This window comes from Kitasatospora sp. NPDC096128 (genome assembly GCF_040303105.1).
GTDB lineage: Bacteria > Actinomycetota > Actinomycetes > Streptomycetales > Streptomycetaceae > Kitasatospora.
The window spans coordinates 13,938-32,981 of record NZ_JBEOSP010000001.1; the positions used below are offsets into that span (position 1 = coordinate 13,938).

The 19,044-nt window shown below is 72.9% G+C and carries 20 protein-coding genes and 1 pseudogene; 9 read left to right on the forward strand and 12 right to left on the reverse strand.

The features are described from left to right. Positions 1-41: 41 nt before the first annotated feature. Entirely contained in the window at positions 42-1,235 is a 1,194-nt protein-coding gene (locus tag ABTY61_RS00065) for a sensor histidine kinase (RefSeq protein ID WP_350502574.1), read from the reverse strand. 201 nt (positions 1,236-1,436) lie between these two features. Here ABTY61_RS00065 and ABTY61_RS00070 point away from each other — a divergent pair, with 201 nt between their 5' ends. Together ABTY61_RS00070 and ABTY61_RS00075 are read left to right on the forward strand one after the other, a co-directional pair. After that, positions 1,437-1,823: a hypothetical protein gene (locus tag ABTY61_RS00070; protein ID WP_350502575.1), complete on the forward strand. Its 387-nt coding sequence runs from the start codon at positions 1,437-1,439 to the stop codon at positions 1,821-1,823. Positions 1,824-2,030: 207 nt separating this feature from the next. Then, entirely contained in the window at positions 2,031-3,041 is a 1,011-nt protein-coding gene (locus ABTY61_RS00075; RefSeq protein WP_350502576.1) for a quinone oxidoreductase family protein, read from the forward strand. Between the two features lie 194 nt (positions 3,042-3,235). On the opposite strand, the pseudogene ABTY61_RS00080 reads toward ABTY61_RS00075, so the two are convergent. The 3 genes and pseudogenes from ABTY61_RS00080 to ABTY61_RS00090 form a co-directional block, all read right to left on the reverse strand. Beyond that, a pseudogene (locus ABTY61_RS00080) lies at positions 3,236-3,439 on the reverse strand (helicase-associated domain-containing protein); the annotation flags it as partial. A gap of 110 nt (positions 3,440-3,549) precedes the next feature. Next, positions 3,550-3,771, reverse strand: a complete 222-nt coding sequence (locus ABTY61_RS00085) for a hypothetical protein (RefSeq protein WP_350502577.1) — start codon at positions 3,769-3,771, stop codon at positions 3,550-3,552. An 86-nt stretch (positions 3,772-3,857) separates the two neighbouring features. Continuing rightward, positions 3,858-4,031, reverse strand: a complete 174-nt coding sequence (locus tag ABTY61_RS00090) for a CsbD family protein (RefSeq protein ID WP_350502578.1) — start codon at positions 4,029-4,031, stop codon at positions 3,858-3,860. 282 nt (positions 4,032-4,313) lie between these two features. Here ABTY61_RS00090 and ABTY61_RS00095 point away from each other — a divergent pair, with 282 nt between their 5' ends. Both ABTY61_RS00095 and ABTY61_RS00100 read left to right on the forward strand, forming a co-directional pair. Beyond that, the gene (locus ABTY61_RS00095) at positions 4,314-4,739 is read left to right on the forward strand and encodes an STAS domain-containing protein (protein ID WP_350502579.1); all 426 of its coding nucleotides are present in this window, start codon (positions 4,314-4,316) and stop codon (positions 4,737-4,739) included. Positions 4,740-4,799: 60 nt separating this feature from the next. Further along, the gene (locus ABTY61_RS00100; RefSeq protein ID WP_350502580.1) at positions 4,800-5,210 is read left to right on the forward strand and encodes an ATP-binding protein; all 411 of its coding nucleotides are present in this window, start codon (positions 4,800-4,802) and stop codon (positions 5,208-5,210) included. A gap of 224 nt (positions 5,211-5,434) precedes the next feature. Here ABTY61_RS00100 and ABTY61_RS00105 read toward each other — a convergent pair whose 3' ends face one another. Both ABTY61_RS00105 and ABTY61_RS00110 read right to left on the reverse strand, forming a co-directional pair. Further along, positions 5,435-5,758 carry a plasmid stabilization protein gene (locus ABTY61_RS00105; protein ID WP_350502581.1) on the reverse strand — a complete coding sequence of 108 codons (324 nt, stop codon included), beginning with the start codon at positions 5,756-5,758 and terminating at the stop codon, positions 5,435-5,437. Between the two features lie 99 nt (positions 5,759-5,857). Continuing rightward, positions 5,858-6,025: a hydrophobic protein gene (locus ABTY61_RS00110; RefSeq protein WP_350502582.1), complete on the reverse strand. Its 168-nt coding sequence runs from the start codon at positions 6,023-6,025 to the stop codon at positions 5,858-5,860. Positions 6,026-6,219: 194 nt separating this feature from the next. Between ABTY61_RS00110 and ABTY61_RS00115 the strand changes: the two genes are divergently transcribed. Next, positions 6,220-6,570, forward strand: coding sequence for a helix-turn-helix transcriptional regulator (locus tag ABTY61_RS00115; protein ID WP_350502583.1), 351 nt, complete (start codon positions 6,220-6,222; stop codon positions 6,568-6,570). A 277-nt stretch (positions 6,571-6,847) separates the two neighbouring features. Here ABTY61_RS00115 and ABTY61_RS00120 read toward each other — a convergent pair whose 3' ends face one another. From ABTY61_RS00120 to ABTY61_RS00140, 5 genes are all read right to left on the reverse strand, one after another. Beyond that, entirely contained in the window at positions 6,848-7,084 is a 237-nt protein-coding gene (locus ABTY61_RS00120; RefSeq protein WP_350502584.1) for a CDGSH iron-sulfur domain-containing protein, read from the reverse strand. Then, positions 7,068-7,724: a HemK2/MTQ2 family protein methyltransferase gene (locus tag ABTY61_RS00125; protein WP_350502585.1), complete on the reverse strand. Its 657-nt coding sequence runs from the start codon at positions 7,722-7,724 to the stop codon at positions 7,068-7,070. The genes ABTY61_RS00120 and ABTY61_RS00125 overlap by 17 nt, the downstream gene beginning before the upstream one ends. Positions 7,725-7,838: 114 nt before the next feature. Beyond that, positions 7,839-8,183, reverse strand: coding sequence for an STAS domain-containing protein (locus ABTY61_RS00130; protein ID WP_350502586.1), 345 nt, complete (start codon positions 8,181-8,183; stop codon positions 7,839-7,841). 11 nt (positions 8,184-8,194) lie between these two features. Beyond that, positions 8,195-8,374, reverse strand: a complete 180-nt coding sequence (locus ABTY61_RS00135) for a hypothetical protein (RefSeq protein WP_350502587.1) — start codon at positions 8,372-8,374, stop codon at positions 8,195-8,197. Positions 8,375-8,450: 76 nt separating this feature from the next. After that, positions 8,451-8,876 carry a DUF6328 family protein gene (locus ABTY61_RS00140; protein WP_350502588.1) on the reverse strand — a complete coding sequence of 142 codons (426 nt, stop codon included), beginning with the start codon at positions 8,874-8,876 and terminating at the stop codon, positions 8,451-8,453. Positions 8,877-9,002: 126 nt separating this feature from the next. Between ABTY61_RS00140 and ABTY61_RS00145 the strand changes: the two genes are divergently transcribed. The 4 genes from ABTY61_RS00145 to ABTY61_RS00160 all read left to right on the forward strand — a co-directional run bounded on the left by ABTY61_RS00145 (position 9,003) and on the right by ABTY61_RS00160 (position 17,516). Next, positions 9,003-12,839: a hybrid sensor histidine kinase/response regulator gene (locus tag ABTY61_RS00145; protein ID WP_350502589.1), complete on the forward strand. Its 3,837-nt coding sequence runs from the start codon at positions 9,003-9,005 to the stop codon at positions 12,837-12,839. Next, positions 12,836-15,109 carry a SpoIIE family protein phosphatase gene (locus tag ABTY61_RS00150; RefSeq protein WP_350502590.1) on the forward strand — a complete coding sequence of 758 codons (2,274 nt, stop codon included), beginning with the start codon at positions 12,836-12,838 and terminating at the stop codon, positions 15,107-15,109. Before ABTY61_RS00145 ends, ABTY61_RS00150 begins: the two co-directional genes overlap by 4 nt. A gap of 162 nt (positions 15,110-15,271) precedes the next feature. Continuing rightward, positions 15,272-16,255, forward strand: a complete 984-nt coding sequence (locus ABTY61_RS00155; RefSeq protein ID WP_350502591.1) for an iron-containing redox enzyme family protein — start codon at positions 15,272-15,274, stop codon at positions 16,253-16,255. Positions 16,256-16,400: 145 nt separating this feature from the next. Then, positions 16,401-17,516 (forward strand): TolB family protein, encoded by a 1,116-nt coding sequence (locus ABTY61_RS00160; RefSeq protein ID WP_350502592.1) that lies wholly within the window; start codon positions 16,401-16,403, stop codon positions 17,514-17,516. Between the two features lie 159 nt (positions 17,517-17,675). On the opposite strand, the gene ABTY61_RS00165 is transcribed toward ABTY61_RS00160, so the two are convergent. Then, positions 17,676-18,692 carry a helix-turn-helix domain-containing protein gene (locus tag ABTY61_RS00165; protein ID WP_502895173.1) on the reverse strand — a complete coding sequence of 339 codons (1,017 nt, stop codon included), beginning with the start codon at positions 18,690-18,692 and terminating at the stop codon, positions 17,676-17,678. Positions 18,693-19,044: the final 352 nt, after the last annotated feature.

Consider the following 19,044-nt stretch of genomic DNA (forward strand, 5'->3'; position numbering starts at 1 on the left):
CCGGCCCTGCCGTCCCCCGCGTCCGGGCCCGCTCGTCGTCCTCACGGGTCGGTTGCGGTGACCGGCAGCGTGAACGCGACCTCGAAACCGCCGTCAGGGCGCGGGCCGGCGTGCACGGACCCGCCGTAGAGTCTGACGCGTTCATGAATCCCGATCAAACCGAGCCCGCTGCCGGATACCGCGTCGCCGTCTCCGGGCCCGTCGTCGACGATCCGGGCTTCGAGGCGGTCCGGCTGCCACTGGAGGCGGACGGTCGCGGTGGCGGGTCGGCCGGCGTGCTTGATCACATTGGTGAGGGCCTCCTGGACGACCCGGAACGCGCACAGGTCGACCCCGGGGGCGAGCATCCGCGCGGGGCCCGACACGACGACCCGGACCGGCACACCGGCCGCCCGGGTGCGCTCCACGAGCCCGTCGAGCTCGGCCAGTCCGGGCGCCGGATGGTAGAGCTCCTCCTGCTCGCGCGGTGCGTCGCCGGAGATGCGCAGGACCTGGAGGAGCCCGCGCATCTCCTCCAGGGCCTCGCGGCTGGTCGCTCCGATCGCGGTCAGCGCTTCCCGGGCCGCCTGCGGGTCGCTGGTGAAGACGTACTCGGCCACCCCCGCCTGCACGGCCAGTGCCGACAGGTGATGGGCGATCATGTCGTGCAGCTCGCGGGCGATCCGGACCCGTTCCTCCACCACCGCGTGCCGGGCCCGCAGCTCCTGCTCGCGCCGCAGCCGGTCCGTCGCCTCGGCCAGTTGCGTGTTGCGCTCGGCCAGGCGCCGGGTGCCCGTCGCGAAGATGCCCACGATGCCGATCGCGATGACGGACTGCGCCACCGACAGTTCTACCGACAGGCGCGCCTGGAGTCCGCTGGCCGTCCAGGCCCCGCAGGTCACCACCGCGGCCGCGACCGCCTGGCGCGGCGGTCGGCGCGCGATCACGGTGTAGCCCGCGAGCAACGGCGGCCACAGGTTCACCGACGGCTGGAACCCGGCAGCGGTGTAGACCAGCAGGCCGGTCAGGGACAGCGTCAGTACCGGCCAGGGGTGGCGCCTGCGCAGCGCCAGCGGCAGCGCGACCAGGAGGCTCAGGCAGACCGCTGTCAGGTCGAACGGCCGCCAGCCCTCCGCCCGGTAGCGGGCCTGGTACGACTGCAGCCCGTAGACGACGGTCACCACCGCGAGCACCAGGGCGAGCGCCGTGTCCGCCTGCACCGGGTCCACCCGGAGCCTTCGCGCGATCGACCGCATCCCGGCAGCGTACGGACGGTCGCGGCCGCTGTCGTCAACCCTGCGGTCGACCTCCTCCTCGCCGTCCGCAACGTCCGACGTCCTCGGCTACCGCAGAGGTTTACCCCCGCAATCAACCCTGGAGTTGACGATGGGGCGGGGGACGCCCTGCCACGCTCTTGCCATCCACCGCGACCGACGGTGGCAACGGGAGGGATCACCATGAAGGGGAAGCTCGCGGCGATGGTCGTCGGCGGTACGGCGGTGCTGGGGCTCGCGTTGAGCACCAGCCCGGCCTCGGCCGCCTCGTGGCACTACCAGTGGTTCGACAAGCACACCCCGACCACCGGCTGGTCCACCAAGAACGTCGCCCTCGGGCCGGGTGGGACGACCGTCCGGTTCGACGTGTGGTGCTCCGGGGGTGGCACGTACAAGGTCGAGATCCGCAAGGCCGGCGTCGGCATCAACGTCGCCAGGGTCGACAACGTGCCGTGCGACGGCCACTGGTACACCGTGACCAGCCGCCAGGACAGCAGGTGGGCGTACTACGCCCACCTCGGCACGCACAACGGCAAGCGGCCGCTCCAGGTCGCGGGCTACTGGGCCTGACACAGCTGTGCCGTGGGGCCGACGTCCGCCTGTCGGCCCCACGGCACCACGGCTCCACCTCACCACGGCACCCGGCCTCGGTCTCCTGTCCCAGGCCCGGGTGCACAGCAGCAAAGTCCCGGTTCGCGGCGGCGGGCTGGTCCGCTTGCCGGGAATCGGATCGCCGTCAACGGGGTTGGTGGGGGACGAGCCGTTACTGGAGGGGTCATGCGAGCAATTCAGGTGTACGAAGTGGGCGGTCCCGAGGTGCTGCGGGAGGCCGAGGTGGACCGGCCGCGGCCGGGTCCGGGCGAGGCGCGCGTGGAGGTCGCCGCGTCCGGGGTCAACTTCCTCGACGTCTACCACCGCGAGGGCCGGTACAGCCTCCCGCTGCCCTTCACCCCGGGCGCCGAGGGCGCCGGCACGGTCGTCGAAGTCGGACCCGGCGTCGCTGACGTCGCAGTCGGGGACCGGGTCGGTTGGGTGGAGATTCTCGGCACCTATGCCGAGCAGGCTGTCGTGGACTCCTCCCGGCTGGTGCCGCTGCCCGACGACATCGGCTTCGAGACAGCCGCCGCCGTGCTCCTCCAGGGCATGACCGCGCACTATCTCGTCAAGGACGCCTACCCGGTTCAGGAGGGCGACACGGTGCTCGTCCATGCGGCTGCCGGTGGCATGGGGCTGCTTCTGACCCAGCTCGTCACCCATCTCGGCGGCAGGGTGATCGGCACGACGTCGACCACGGCGAAGGCCGAGCTGGCGAAGCGTGCCGGGGCCGCCGAGGTGATCCTTTCTTCCGCAGTCGATGATCTCGCAGCCGAGGTGAGGCGGCTCAACGGCGATCAGGGACTGCCGGTTGTCTTCGACGGCGTCGGCGCGCACACCTTCGATGCGAGCCTCGCCAGCCTGCGATCCCGCGGCCATCTCGTGCTCTTCGGCGCGGCAAGTGGTGCCGTGCCGCCGTTTGACCCGATTCGGCTCGCCCAGGGCGGTTCGCTGACCCTGATCCGGCCCAGCCTCGGGGACTTCATCGCCGATCGGTCCGAACTGCTCCGACGGGCCGCCGATGTGTTCGAGTGGGTGCGCTCCAAGGCGCTTGAGGTCACCGTGACGGGCCGCTACGCATTGTCCGAGGCCGCCCGGGCCCACAGCGATCTGGAGGCTCGGCGGACCACCGGCAAGCTGCTCGTCGTACCCGATGCGGCCGCTATTGGACGCCGCGAGGAGACGCAGAGCTGATCGCGGGTGACGAGGTCGGGGATCTTGGAGACCGAGATGTCGAGGCCATGGCCGACCGTCATCGCCAAGATCCCCGACAGCGTCAGGCACTCGGCAGGCCAAGATCGAGTTCTCGCGGGTTTCTGGTCGGTGCCGCGCGCGGTGCCGTGGATCAGGTGGGAGAGCGGTTGGGGGAGCGGTTCGACGGCGACGGCAGCCAGGTCGGCCGTGAGGGCGTCGGAGGTGCGGCCCGCGTCGAGGGCGCGGCGGACGCTTCCCGGGCTGAACCGCCATACCGAGGCCGTACCGGCGCTCTCCCGGTCGGCGACGGCCGAACGGCGTGGCGTCCTGGGGGAGTTCGTCGGCGAACGGGCGGAGCCACCCGAGCAGCGTCCCCGGATCCGCCGGGCGCGCCGCACCTTCGCCGACCGGGAGCCGCGCCGCGGACAGGCGGCGGACCGCCCGTTCGCCGCACGCCGGAGTCGAAAGCTCCGATGATCGGCGGCTCCGATGATCGGCCAGGGGCCTCTCAGTCAGGCGGTTCGTGCGGCTCCGGACCGTGGACGGGCTCCATGCCCTGTCCAGGGTCCCCGTTGCGGGCGGGCTGCGGCACACCGGACTCCGGGCCGTGCTCGGGTCCCTCCTCGTCCTCGGGCGGGCGCGGAGGTCCGCCCTCTCCGGTCATCCGGGACTCCGGCGTCTCCACCGGAACCGGCGGGTCCTTCGGGACGTGCTCCTCGGGCCGGGTCATGCGCGTTCACCTCCTGGGGGTCGGTGGCCGGGGCCGGAAGAGCCCCGGCCGTGCCGTCCTGCTCGGCTGCGGGGGGCGTCCCCGGCTCAGTCCTTCACGGCGTCCTTGACCTTCTCGGCGGCCTGCTTCAGGTCGCTCTTCGCCTGCTTGGCGCGGCCCTCGGCCTCCAGGCCCCGGTCGCCCGTGGCCTTGCCGACGGTCTCCTTGGCCTTGCCCTCGACCTTGTTCGCCGCGTTGCGCACCTTCTCCTCGTTGCCCATGGGCGCTGCTCCTCACGTCGTCGGCGGCGGGTTCCGCCGGTCCGCGTCTGCCCCGAGCCACGGATCTCACACCTGGCCGCCCACTCGTCACCGGTCGGGCTCCTGGTGGCCCGACCGACGCGGGTGTAGCTGCGAAGGGGACGGGCAGACGCCGGATATGGAATTCGAGCAGGGTCGGCTGTACCCGGACCCCTCCCTTCGGCTGTCCGCGCGGGCGACCCTGACGCCCGGCATGATGGCGGGAACGGCAGACCGCCGTCCACAACGGTCAGGGAGTGCGACATGACAGGGCCAGCCGAGGACTCCGTCGCGGAACAGGGCCTCGGCGGACTCCAGGTGAGGGTGGAGCGGAAGGGGACCGTGAGGATCCTCGCCCTGGCCGGAGAACTGGACCACGACACGGTGGGCGAGCTGCGCGCCGCGCTCGTCCGCCGTCCGGACGACGGGATCGACCGGATCGTCGTGGACCTCGACGGCCTGAGGTTCTGCGACTCCAGCGGGCTCAACGCGTTGCTGCGCGCGCGGATCGACGGCGAGGCGGCAGGGTCGGCCCTGGAACTCGCCGCACCGCGACCTGCGGTGGCGCGGTTGCTCGCCGTGACGGGCGCTGACAGCGTGCTGCGCGTCCACCCGGACGTGACGACGGCCTTGAAGGCACCGGGACCTGGGGAGCGGCACGATGCCACCCCTACGCAGGATCAGGGGTGAGCGGCCGTGCAGGATCGCCCCAGGCCGGAACCCGCACCGGGTCGTGAACAGACCGTGCGGATGGCGTTCGTCGGCAGCGAAGGCGCGGCCGGCCTCGGCCGGGACTTCAGCCAGGACGCGCTGCGGTCGTGGCGTTGGCTGCCCGCAGCCGGCGAGGAGCAGCGGGTGGCGGCCGAGGACGTTCTGCTGATGGTGTCGGAGTTGGTGACCAACGCCTGTCTGCATGCTCCGGGCGGTCCGCGTGAGCTGCGGTTGCGCTGGGACGGGCTGCGGTTGCGGGTAGAGGTCACCGACGCCAGCCCGGTGGTGCCGGCGCTGCGTCCGGCTGGGCCGGGGCGGCCGGGCGGGCACGGCCTGCGGGTCGTCGAGAGGCTGGCCGGGGCCTGGGGGAGCACCCCGGAGGACGGCGGGAAGCAGGTCTGGTTGGAGGTTCCCTCACCGCTGGGCGTTCGTGGGCACGAGCCGTTCTGAGGTCCCTCCCGGCCTGCCCGGCCGCCACCGGCCGCTGGGCGGTTCCGGCGGCGGGGGCGGAGTCGGTCCGGGGCCGTCGGGCCCGGGGAACGGAGGGACGGGAGGGGGCGGGGGATCGGGATCTTCGCCGGGCCGGGGCCCGGGGTCGGGGTGCGGCAGCGGTCCGGTGTCCGGATTCGGCGGTATCGGAATCGTCATGGCGGTCCTCGCGGGTCACGGCACGCTCAGCGGCCGAGGGCGTGCGCCAGTTCGCGCTTGTTCATCTTCGAACGGCCCTTGATGTTGCGGTGCCTGGCCTCGTTGTAGAGCTGATCGTAGGTCGGGCCCTGGGCCCCCTGGTGGGAGCGCAGCCCCCCGCGCCGGCCGGAGGACATGTCGTGGGTCGAGCTGCGGCTGGCGGTCTTCGACTCGCCGTGCCGGGCGCGCTCCTTGTTGACCGTCCGGGCCGCGATCTCCTCGGCCCGCTTCTCGCTCTCCCCGCGGTCGAGCGCGCTCTCCTTGATGTGCTCGTACTGGCGCTCGCGCTTGGGGCTGGAACCTCGGGGCATGGTGACCCCTCCTCTCGTGGGCTCGTCGCCCGGCGTGTACCCGGGTGAACCGGGATGAACCGGCGCGCACCGGACGCGCCGGTTCCCACCGTCCCGGGGTCACCAGCGGTACCAGCGCCGACCCCCTCCCCGGCCGCCCGCGTTGGCGACGAAGCCCAGCGCCCACAGGACCAGAACGGCCAGGGCCACCCACCAGAGGACGTGCACGGCGAAGCCCGCACCTCCGAGGATGAGAATCAGCAAAAGGACGAGCACGAGTGCGACCATGGGAACCGCCTCCTACCGGTTGTTGCTTCGTTCGGATACGGCGTGTGCCCTCGGTGCCCGGAACCATGCACGGGACTTCACCGGTCGGGAGCCGGCCGGGGGCACGGGGCCGCGAGGCGTTCCGCGCACCTCCCGTCGTACGAACCGGCCGTCGTGTGTCGGCGGTCGTGAAACGGGAGTCCTATCGTGGAGGCATGGACTACGGAGCGGAAGCCGGTCGGCAGTGGACGTTTCTGACCAATCACGCCCGCGTCCTGGTGCAGATCGCGCGTGACCCCGGCATCCGGGTCCGTGACATAGCGGACCGCTGTCTGCTGACCGAGCGGGCGGTCCAGCGGATCATCACCGACCTCGAACAGGCCGGGTACCTCAGCCACGAGCGCCGTGGCCGCACCAACCACTACAGCGTCACCATCGCGAAGCAGCTGCGCCATCCTGCGGACGCCGGCCCCACCGTCGCGGAACTCCTGAACGCCCTCGTCCACCGTCCCGCCGACGGACCCCAGGACGCGGCGCCGACCGCCGTCGACTCGCCCCCGCAGTAGCCCCGGCTTGTCCCCGGGCAGGGTGCGGCCGGACCGGTACCGAGGCTCTCCCGGCCGTCAGTACGGCATGGGGCGCCCCGACGGGGTGCGCAGATCGAGTGGGGGCCGCGGACGCGGCGCCGGCCGCTTGACCACCGTGATCCTGGTCATGGACCGCACCTCCTCGAGCCGAAACGATCAGTGCGGCGTCTGCCCGCCATCCGTCGGGGTATGCGGCCGCCGAGGACCCGGATCGTGCGGGCGGAACGGCCTTGCCCCAACGGCTCGTTCCGCCGGCTCACCCTTCGCCGTCGCTGCGGCGCGATGCCCGGCCGGCCCGGTCGCGCCGGCGGTGGCTGGTGTCGCAGAACGGGTAGACCCTGCTTCGTCTGCATGCGCACAACGCCACCACCGGGCGCTCGCACAACCGTCGGTCACCACCCGGGAGGATCACCTCGACCGGGCCCTCGACCAGCAGGGGGCCACCCGGCACGACCGTGATCCGGGTGGCGTCGCGGTCACGGTTCGCGGACACCGCGCACCACCACCAGCTCCTCGTCGCGCTGACCCGGCCCGATCAGCCCCAGTCGTTCGAACAGAGCCGCCCGCTGGGTCATCACCGGCCCGAAGGGCTGGCGCCGCCGCGCCACCACCGACGAGGACAGTCCCGCCGCGCGCAGCTGCGCGAGCGTTGCCGGGACGTCCGCGAGAGCGGACTGGACGACCAGGAGGACGCCGCGCACGGCGAGGGCCCGTGGGACGGTCCGGCAGATCCGGTCCAGGAGCAGCCGTCCGTCCGGTCCGGCGTCCCAGGCCAGGGCCGCTCCGCGGCGGGACGGCGCCCGGCCCGAAGTGGTGGGGACGTACGGCGGGTTGGCCGTCACCAGGTCGAACCGCTCACCGGCGACCGGGCCCAGCAGGTCGCCGCGGCGGAGCCGGACCCGCCCGCGGTGAAGACGGGTGTTGCACCAGGCGGCGGCGACCGCGCGGGCGGACAGGTCCACGGCCGTGACCAGCGCCCCGCTGCGCGCGGCCACGAGGGCCACCACACCGGTGCCGGTGCACAGGTCGAGCACCCGGCTGGACCCGTCGAGCTCCTCCCGGCGGACGCAGTGGGCCAGGAGCTCCGTATCCCCCTGGGGTGAGTAGACCCCCGGTGGTCGAATCAGGATCATGCCGGGCGGGTGCCCGGACCGCAGCCGTCCACACCTGCCGATCGAGGCCGAGGCCTCCGGTGCGGGAAACGGTTCGTGCACCTCGATGTGCCGGTCGTCGTCGTGGGGCGGTGCTCACCGTCCGCGCAGGGCGTCCTCCACGGCGGCGTAGACGTCGAACAGACCGACGGTCCCGGTGAGTTCGAGGACCCGCACCGTCCGTCGCGAGGGGTTGACGAGCGCGAACGCGGTACCGTCGGCCGCCGCCTGTCGGCGTGAGGTGAGGAGCAGGTTGAGGCCGGTGGACGTGAAGAGGTCCACGTCGGCCAGGTCGACCGCGAGCAGGGCCGGGTGCCGGTCGAGGGCGGAGGCGAGGGCCTGGGCGGCGACCGGCTCGCTGTCGAGGATCAGGTCCCCGGCGAAGACGCACACCAGGGCGTCCCCGACCCGAACGGTCTCCGCTTTCAGACAGGGCGGCACAGCGGCCCTCCTCAGGCCAGGTGGTGGATCTCCGCGGACGCCGGGGCGGTCACGGCCCGGTCGATCTCGGGGGGCGGGAAAAAGGCGATGCGTTCCAGGTCGGCCCACAGTTCGAGGGCGCGCTCGCGCAAGCCGGGGGCCGTGGAACTGCCCGCCTCGACCGCGGTGAGGTACGCGTCCAGGCCGGTCACGGCATGACGCACCTGTCGTCTCAACGGCTCGACCCGGCCCGCGCCCTCGCCGGCCCCGCACGGCGCTCCGATCCGTTCAGCCAACTCGGACCTGAGCCGCCCCAGTCCTTCCCTGCTGATCGGGTCCACGTACACCATCTCCAGACGAGGGTCGGCTGCACGAATACGCTGCGGGGGCTGCTGGCCCACCTCCACTGTTCGCTTGTTCGTGAGGCATGTCAACCAAAGCATGAATCTGATGTCGTGCTTCGCCGGTCATGGAACCTTGATCGGGCCCATCGTCCCGGCGTTCGCCCATCCAACAGGAAGGCACCACGCCACAGTGCCTCGCCGCCGGCGACGACGGTGGCCACGTAGAGCCCCGGTCGAACCCGTCGAGCCGGGGGAAGCACGGCATGAAGGCCACGCCGAGCAGGAATCCGAAGAGGATCTGCGAACCGGTCCGGGCGAGCTCCTGGCCGCCCCGGAGGAACACCTGCCCGCTCGCGCCGACGGCTGACACCTGTCCCGCTTTTCACCCTTTCCGGTCCAGTGGCACAGTGGGAGCAGGGCGGCGAGAGTCCGCCCCCGGGGCGGTAGGAGGACGGATGGCCGCCCGGACGTGCGGCAGAACCGGACGGTGGCGCGCATGGACGAACAGGCGATGGCCGACCGGCACTCCGCGGACCCGGAGGAGCAGGCGCTCCGGCAGTTGCTCGCAGGCCTGACGGCCGTCCGTGACGGTGACTTCCGGGCCCGGCTGACCCCGGACCGGCCGGGCGTTCACGGCGAGATCGCCAGGGTGTTCAACGGCATGTCCGACCAGCTGGCGCGGGTGACCTCCGAGGTCACCCGCGTCGCCCGCGAGGTCGGCACCGACGGGCGCCTCGGAGGCCAGGCGCAGGTCCCGGGGGCGGCGGGGACCTGGTCGGATCTCACCGACTCGGTGAACGCGATGGCCGGCAACCTCACCGGGCAGGTGCGCAACATCGCGCAGGTGACCACGGCGGTCGCCCGCGGCGACCTCACCCAGAAGATCGAGGTGGACGCGCGCGGGGAGATCCTCGAACTCAAGAACACCGTGAACACGATGGTGGACCAGCTGTCCGCCTTCGCCGACGAGGTGACCAGGGTCGCGCGGGAGGTCGGTACGGACGGGCGGCTGGGCGGCCAGGCCCGGGTCGAGGGCGTCGCCGGGACGTGGCGTGACCTGACCGATTCGGTGAACTTCATGGCCGGCAACCTCACGGCCCAGGTCCGCGGCATCGCCCAGGTCGCCACGGCGGTGGCCGGAGGCGACCTGACCCGGAAGATCGAGGTGGACGCGCGGGGGGAGATCCTGGAGCTGAAGGAGACCATCAACACGATGGTGGACCAGCTCTCCGCCTTCGCCGACGAGGTGACCAGGGTCGCGCGGGAAGTGGGCACGGAGGGGAACCTGGGCGGGCAGGCGATCGTCCGGGGCGTCTCCGGCACGTGGAAGGACCTGACCGACAACGTCAACGTGATGGCCTCCAACCTCACCGGCCAGGTCCGGTCGATGTCCGTGGTGGCGACGGCCGTGGCGCGCGGGGACCTCTCGCGGAAGATCACGGTGGAGGCCAAGGGCGAGGTGGCGGCCCTCGCCGACGCGATCAACACCATGGTGGACACGCTCTCGGTCTTCGCGGACGAGGTCACCCGCGTCGCCCGCGAGGTCGGCACCGAGGGCATCCTCGGCGGCCAGGCCCGGGTGCCCAACGTCGCCGGGACGTGGAAGGACCTCACCGACAACGTCAACTTCATGGCGCACAACCTCACCAGCCAGGTGCGCAACATCGCCCAGGTCACCACGGCGGTGGCGCGCGGCGACCTCACCCGCAAGATCGACGTGGACGCGCGGGGCGAGATCCTGGAGCTGAAGACGACCGTCAACACCATGGTGGAGCAGCTGAGTTCCTTCGCCGCCGAGGTGACACGGGTGGCCCGGGAGGTCGGCACGGAGGGCCGGCTCGGCGGCCAGGCCGAGGTCGAGGGCGTCTCCGGTACCTGGAAGCGGCTCACCGAGAACGTCAACGAGCTGGCGGGCAACCTGACCCGGCAGGTCCGGGCGATCGCGGAGGTGACGAGCGCCGTCGCGTCCGGGGACCTGACCCGCTCGATCAGCGTGGACGCCTCCGGGGAGGTCGCCGACCTCAAGGACAACATCAACGCCATGGTCGGGTCCCTGCGCGAGACCACCCGGGCGAACCAGGAGCAGGACTGGCTCAAGGGCAACCTCGCCCGGTTCTCCGCCGAGATCCAGGGCCGCCGGGACATCCGGGCCGTCGCCGAGATGATCACCGACGAGCTGACGCCCCTGGTCGGTGCCCAGTACGGAGCCTTCTTCCTCGCCGAGGAGACCGATGGCGGCACCGAACTGGCCCTGATCAGCGCCTACGGCCGCCCCGCCGAACAACTGTCGCAGCGGCGGCTGAAACTGGGGGAGTCGCTGGTCGGCCAGGCCGCCCGCAGCCGGCGGATCGTCACGGTCGACGACCTGCCACCCGGCTACGCGGCGATCGGGTCCGGCGCCGGAGCCACCGACGCGCGCTCGCTCGTCGTCCTGCCCATCGCGCTGGAGGAGTGGCTGCTCGGGGTGATGGAGTTCGCCTCCGTCCACTCCTTCACCCAGGTCCACCGCGACTTTCTGGAGCAGTTCACGGAGTCCTGCGGAGTCAACATCGGCACCCTGCTCGCCAACGCGCGGACGGACGAGCTGCTCGCGGAGTCCCAGCGGCTCACCGCCGAACTCCAGGCCCGGTCCGAGGAGTTGCAGGAAGGGCAGGAGGAACTGCGGCACTCCAACGCCGAGCTGGAGGAGAAGGCCGCCCTGCTGGCCGAGCGCAACCGCGACATCGAGGCGAAGAACCTGGAGATCGAACAAGCCCGCCAGGAACTGGAGGAACGTGCAAGGCAGTTGAGCCTCAGCTCCACGTACAAGTCCGAGTTCCTGGCGAACATGAGCCACGAACTGCGCACCCCGCTCAACAGCCTGCTCATCCTCGCCCAGCTGCTCAGCCAGAACGCCACCGGCAACCTCACCCCCAAGCAGGTCGAGTACGCGGGCGTCATCCACTCCGCGGGCACCGATCTCCTCCAGCTCATCAACGACATCCTCGACCTCTCCAAGGTCGAGGCCGGGAAGATGGACCTGAGCCCCGAGCCCTTCGCGGTCAGGGAGTTGCTGGAGTACGTCGACTCGACCTTCCGCCCGCTCGCCGACCAGAAGGGCCTCGCCTTCGAGGCCACCGTCGCCCGCGACGTGCCCGAGCAACTCGTCACCGACCAGGGGCGGCTGCGACAGGTGCTGCGCAACCTGCTCTCGAACGCCGTCAAGTTCACCGACACCGGCCGGGTGGAGCTGCGGATCGAACAGGCGCAGGCGCGAGACCTGCCCACCGAACTCGGCCGGGTGGAGGCCGCGGTGGCGTTCCGCATCGAGGACACCGGCATCGGCATCGAACCCGCCCACCTCGACACCATCTTCGGCGCCTTCCAGCAGGCCGACGGCACCACCAGTCGCCGCTTCGGCGGCACCGGCCTCGGGCTCTCCATCAGCCGCGAACTCGCCCGGCTGCTCGGCGGAGCCCTCACCGTCCGCTCGGCTCCGGGCGAGGGCAGCGGCTTCACCCTCTACCTGCCGATCGGCGGGCCGAAGCCCGGTGACACGCCTCCTGAGGAGGAGCAGCGGATCCTGGTGGTCGAACCGGACCCGCCGGCCCTGCTCACCCTGGTCGTCCGATCCGCCGTGGAGGCGCTCGGTGAGCCGCAGACGCAGATCCGGGTGACCGGCGCCGGGGCGGAGGCGGCGATCCGGGCCGAACTGGCGAAAGGCCTTCACCGCTGCGCCGTCATCGACCTGACGGGCGCCGGCGAACTGGCCCCCGCCCTGCTCGACGCCGTTGCGGAGGGCACGCCGCTCCTCGGCTACCGGGGGGACGGCGCCGGCGACGACGCAGCCGTGGGGAGCATCGAGGTCGCCCGGGGACTGGACGACCTCCGCGACCGGGTCGCCCGGCTCTTCGGAGACCGCCGCCCGGCCCCGCCCGGTGCCCTCGCACCGTCCTCGCCCCTCCGGGACGATCCGCTCGACGGCCGCACGGTCCTCATCGTCGACGACGACGTCCGCAACGTCTTCGCCCTGGCCGCGGCGCTGGAGCAACGCGGCCTGAACGTCCTGCACGCCGCCGACGGCCAGGCCGGTCTCGACCTGCTCCGGGAGCGCCCCGGCATCGACCTCGTCCTGATGGACGTCATGATGCCCGGCCTCGACGGATACGCCGCCGTCGCCGCCATCCGTGCCGACGAACGCTTCGCCCGCCTGCCCGTCATCGCCGTCACCGCCAAGGCCATGCCCGGCGACCGGGACAAGAGCCTCGCAGCCGGTGCCGACGACCACGTCGCCAAGCCCGTCGACACCGCCCGGCTGCTCGACCGGATCACGCACTGGCTGGAGAGGCCGTGACCGACGACAGCCGCTCTCCGGAGGTCCTGGCCCTTGCGGAAACCGTCCGTCGGCTCCAGGACGCGGCCGCACGCGCGGGCACCGAGGCCCGGCGCCGGTCGGTGGTCGACGTCGCCACCGGAATCCTCGCCGAACGCCTCGGCGTCCCGCCCACCGAAGCGGTCGTCCACCTGGCCCGACTCGCCGACGAGGCGGCGGTTCCGGTCGAGTCGCTGGCCGCCGACATCTGCGGCTCGGCCGACGCGTCCGGCGAGGACCCGGGGCCCGCGCACGGCGCCGCCGGTCCCGTCCTCCCGTCCCCGTCCCCGTCCTTGTCCGCCCTCGCCACCGCCACAGACCTGGACCGGGCCGCCGAGGCGGTCCTGGAGCAGGCCGGACGGCCGCTCGGCGCCCACGCCGTGGCCCTCTGGCAGCGGATGCCCAGCGGCGCCCTCGCCCTTGCCGCGCACGCCGGGCTGTCGGCCGTCGAGTCGGAGGCGTGGAGCCGGGTCCCCCCGGGGGCTCGGACGCCCGCACAGCGCGCGATCTCGGACGGAGAGGATCTCTGGCCGGGGGACCCGCGGACCGGCGGCCCTTCCGTCGGCCCGGAATCGGCACGGGCGGTCCTGGTGCTGCGTGATCGCGGCCGCCGACGTGGTGCACTGGAGGTCCTCTGGCGGACTCCCGTCCCCACGCTCGGTGCCTCCCCCCGCCGGGTGCTGTGCGCCGTGGCGGACCTGTGCGCGGCGCTCCTGCCGCCCGGCGGACCGGAAGCGCCGTCCGGCGACCGGGCCGCACTGCTCGAAGGGCTCGTCACCCCCGCGCTCCTGCTGGCGCCCGTGCTCCGGGACGCGCGGGTGGTGGACTTCACGCTGCTGGCCGTCAACGACCGGTTCCGCGACCCGATGGGCCGTCCACGGGAGGAACTGGAAGGCGCCTCGCTCCTGGAGACGTACCCGGAGGCCTCGGCGACCGGCCTGTTCGAACGCCTGCTGACGGTGCACGAGACCGGGGCGCCGCTGCGCGCGGAGCGCGTCCGCCTGGTCTTCCACCACCGGGGCCTCTCCGTGCCCGCCGGCGTCCTGCTCGGCGTCGTCCCGCTCGCCGACACGCTGCTGGTCGAGTGGGAGCAGGAGCCCGGCCGGACCGAAGCGGCCGAGCAGGACGCCCTGCTGCGGCAGGCACAGCGGCTCGCCCGGGTGGCCGGTTTCGAGGAATGCGTCGACGACGGCCGCATCCGCTGGAGCGAGGGGCTCCGCGAACTGTACGGGCTGCCGCCGGACGCCGACCCCGTGCCGCTGGACCGCATCGCGGAACGCACCCACCCGGACGACCTGCCGACGGTCCGGCGGATGCTGGACCAGGTCCGCCGCCTCCGGCGGCCCGCCGCCGCGGTGTTCCGGCTGGCCCAACCGGACGGCACCCACCGGTACACCCGCCTGCTCCTCGAACCGGTCGTGGACGACGAGGGCCGGCTGAACGCCGTTCGGGGCGCCTACCACGACGTGTCCCTGCAGCACTGGACGGAGGTCGCGCTCGGGGCGACCCGGGAACGGCTGGCGGACAGCGAGCAGGAGTCCGCCGAGCGCGCCCGTCTGGCCCTGCGCCTCCAGCAGGCCATCCTTCCGGCCGCGCCACTGCCGTTCGGCGCCACCGGGCTCCGAGCCGCCGTGCGCTACCGGCCGGCCGCCAAACGTGATCGTGTGGGCGGCGACTGGTACGACGTCCTGCCCCTGCCGGACAAGCGCGTCCTGCTCGCCGTCGGCGACGTCGCAGGTCACGGCATCGGGGCGGCCACCGGCATGGTCGCGCTGCGCCACGCCCTTCGCGGCCTGGCCGTCACCGGCGCCGGGCCCGGCCGGCTGCTGGAGTGGACCAACACCGTCGCCCTGCGCGAACCCGGCCAGGTCAGCGCCACCGCCGTGTGCGTCCTGCTCGATCCGGCCGGCGGAGAGCTGCGCTGGGCCCGTGCCGGGCACCTGCCCCCGATCCTGGTACGCCCGGAGGGCGCCGAGGTGCTTCCCCTGCCGCGAGGGGTCCTGCTCGGCGCACTGGAGGAGGCCCGTTACGAGGAGCAGACCGCCCGTCTGGCCCTCGGCGACGTCCTGCTGCTCTACACCGACGGCCTGGCCGAACGCCGCGACCGGCCCGTCGAGGAGTCCGTGGACCAGCTGGTCCGCGCCGCCGGCCCGCCCGGCCCGGACCTGGAGCGCTACCTGGACCGCCTGCTCGACCTGAGCTCCTCGGACACCGACGACGACACCTGCCTGATCGCCGTCCAGATGGAGTGAGGCCGGCGCCCCACGTGCCACGTCCGGATTGGGCGGAGCCCCTGCGGGCACCCGCTCCGCCGGGAACGGAAACGACCGGGTGAGGAGGCGATCGACATGGGCGTGAGCGAACGCCGAGGACCGACCGGAAGCGGGCAGCGGTCTCGCGGCGGTCCACCGGCCGTGGCGGGAGGGCTTTCGCGCGGCCCCCTCTCGGCGGCGGTGCTCGGCCTGGTGACCTCCGGTCCGCCCGGGGCCGGACGGCTGCCGGCGCCGCCGGGGCCGTGCTCCGATCCGTGGAGCGAGGACCACCAGCTCGCGCTCCACCTCTGCTACGAACTCCATGACCGCGGCCTGCCGGGCGTCCACCCGGGGTGGGAATGGGACCCCGAACTCCTCCGCCTGCGGCGCGACCTGGAGAACGCCTTTCTCGCGGCGGTGCGGGCGGAGGCGGAGCCGGTGCCCGCACTGCCCGAGGCACTGGAACGACTGCTCGCGGAGCCGCCCGAGGGCCGCGGGCCCTCGTACTTCCTGCGGGCCGAAGGGGAGCGGTGGCAGGCGAGGGAGTACCTCGTGCACCGGTCCGTCTACCACCTCAAGGAGGCGGACCCGCAGCTGTGGGTCCTGCCGAGGATCCACGGGCCGGCGCAGGCCGTGCTGATGACCGTCGCCTACGACGAGTACGGTTCGGGGCGGCCGGAGCGGGCGCACTCGCTGCTGTTCGCCCGGATGATGGCCGCGTTCGGCCTGGACGCCCGTTACGGGTACTACCTGGACCTGGTGCCGGCCGTGTCGTTGGCGGTGGTCAACCTGATGACGCTCCTCGGTCTGCACCGGGCACTGCGCGGAGCCGCGGTCGGACACTTCGCGAGCATCGAGATCACCTCGTCCCCGGGAGCGGCCCGCCTGGCGGATGCGTTGGAGCGACTGGGAGGCGGCCCGGACGGCACGCTCTTCTACCGGGAGCACATCGAGGCCGACGCCGTGCACGAACAGCTCGTGCGGCGCGGAGTCATCGGGGAACTCGTCTCCCAGGAGCCGGAGTTGGCCCGTGACATCGCCTTCGGGACAGCGGCCGCCACCGTGCTGGACAACCGCTTCGGGGACCACCTGCTCGACTGCTGGCGGGAGGGGCGCACCTCCTTGCGCACCGCCCTTCCTGCGTGACGGCGCACCGCTCCTCCTACGTGACGGGCCGGCGGACGTGCGTCGGATGACCGAAACCCCGCTTCCCGCAGGGCCGTTGCGGCTGCAGTCTTGTGGCTCTCCGATGGAGAAGCGGAGAAGAATCCATGTCTTCGGTGGGGGGACAATGAAGGTCAACGCGAGTCGGAGTACCACCGGGCGGCTGCGGGCCGCCCTGAGCGCGGCGGTCGTGCTCTGCGCCGTCACGGCGGTGCTGCCCGCGGCCGCCTCGGCCGAGCCCACGGCCACGGCGGGCCCCGTCGGCGCCGGTGCGGCCGGTGACGGGGTCGAGAGGATCAGTGTCGCGGCCGACGGCACCCAGGGCGGCGGCGATTCCGCCGACGCCTCGATCACGCCGGACGGCCGGCACGTCGTCTTCTCATCGTCGGCGGGGAATCTGTCGCCCGATCAGGCCGACGGAGGGGCCAAGGTGTTCCTCCGCGACCAGCAGACCCGGCAGACCAAGCGGATCGGGTACCTGACCACGCTCGAACCCCCGACGGTCAGCGGTGACGGGGCGTACGTCGCCTATGCGGTGCGGTGGATGAGGAACGTACGGATCACCCAGTTCCAGGTGGGCACCGGGAGGTCGATCTCCGCCAACTGCTCCTACAGCTGCGACCAGCCGGCGTTCAACGCGGACGGCAGCTACCTCGCCTTCGCCACCCTCATCCAGAAGCCGTCGCCCAGTCAGCGCATCGACGTCCAGGGTTCGGACCACAAGCTGGTGACCGCCGCCACCCTCGACCACGTCCAGCCCTCCCGGCCGTCCATCAGCGGTGACGGCCGCTACGTCGCCTACCAGGACAGCGCGGCCGGGACCGTCTTCGTGTGGGACCGGACGAGCGGCACCACCTCCGACCCGGTCCAGGGCCCGCAGGGGGCGACGCTCGTCCAGCTCAGCGACGACGGCACCAAGGTCGTCTACCTCTCGGGCGCCGACACCTACGTCCACGACGTGCCCTCGGACACCGACCAGCTGGTGCCGAACGCGCGGGGCGTGGCCATCGACCCCACCGGCCGCTACCTGCTGTACGCCCCGCAGGGCACGACCGGACCCTCGCTCGCCCTGCGCGACCTGCGGACGGACACCGACCGGACCGTCTCGGACCAGCCGGCCTCGGCCGGCGCCCACGCGGTCAGCGCCGACGGACACGACGTGGTCTTCCAGTCCACGGCCGGCGGCATCGTGCCCGGCGACGCCAATGGCAAGTCGCAGGTCTTCGTCCGCCACTTCGGCTGACCGCCCCGGCTCACGTCACGGAGCGGGCCGCCGGGAAGCCCTCGGCGGCCTGCGCGCTGCCGGGACGCGAAGTCCCGGGGTGTCTCGGACGTGTGCCACCCCGAGTGAGGAGGCGGTGAGGCGTTCACCCACCGCCTCCGCACTGGAGTGCGGCCCCCGTTACCCGGCCGCCCCGACCAGCGCGAGCAGCGCCTGGCGGCGGCGCTCGCGGGGTGAGGTCCCGTACTGGGCCTTGAACGCGCGGCTGAACTCGGACGCGCGCGGGATGCCGCAGGTGGCCGCGACGACGTGGATCGGCGTGTCCCGCAGTGCCGGGTCGGCCAGGTCGCGATGGGCCCTGGCCAGGCGCTGGCGGCGGATGGAGGCGGCGATGGTCTCGCCGCCGGAGTGCCGGGTGAACAGGCGGTGCAGCTGGCTGACGGAGATGTGGTGCGCGGCGGCGATCACCGGCGGGGTCAGTTCGGGGTCGTGGAGGTTGCGCCGGACGAACTCCCGGACGGTCTCCACCATGGCCCGCTGCCGGGACTCCTCGGGCAGCGTGTGTTCGGCTTCGAGTTCCCCGGCGATCCAGGCCGCCGTCAGGTCGGCCACCACCGCCCCCAGCCGGGCCGCCTCCGCCGGGCGCAGCGCATCCGCCTGACGGTCCAGCCCGACCAGGAACTGCCCGAGCAGCGCCCCCGCACCCGCCCGCGCGGAAAGCCTCCGCCCCAGCAGACCGCGCACCAGACGACGGGGCACCGGCAGCAGCGACTGGGGCAGGTTGACGCCCAAGCCGGTGACTCGCGGACTCTCCCCGTCGTGGTTGCGCTCCCCGCCCATCCGCACGTCGTGCGGAGTGGAGGTGTCGATGAGGGCGAGGTCCCCGACACCGAACGTCGCCGCCTGGTCCCGGCCGCGCCTGAGTCCGTGTGTTCCGGAGGTCACCAGCGTCAGGTAGTACAGCTCCTGGTCCGAGCGCCGGATCATCCGCTCCGTACGCAGGAACCGCGCCGACGGGAACGACGACGCCATCAGCATGACCGGCCCCAGCTCCGAGCACCGCAGGTCCGCCTCGAAGCTGTCGGCGTGAGTACTGGTCATCTCGCACTCCCGCGCCTTCCCCAGCTCATGCCGCCAGCGTTCGAACCGGTCCTTCCCGGACAGACCCTTGTCCCAGGGTTCCCCCCGAACCACCATCGCCGACTTCATCCTCTCCGAAAACGATCCGCACCGGGCCGGCGGAGCTCCCCCGCCGACATCATTCGCCCCCCAACGAGCGCGGAAACTACGGGCGAGGCTGTTTTTGTCGGTTCCGGGCGGGCCCGGCGACAGGGCCCGCGGCCCCGTCCCGGAGGCGGTCGGAGCGGGTGAGCTGGAGAGGCGGGCCGCCGGGCTCTGCCCGAGCCCGGCGGCGAGTGACGGCGGCGAGTAGCGGCGGAGCGTGGTGGGGGGCCGGGGGCGCCCCCCGCGCCCCCCCCCCCCCGCCGGCGCGGCTCCGGCGGGTGGGGGGGGGGGGGGGGGGCACGGGCGGGGGCGCGCGGGGCGCGGC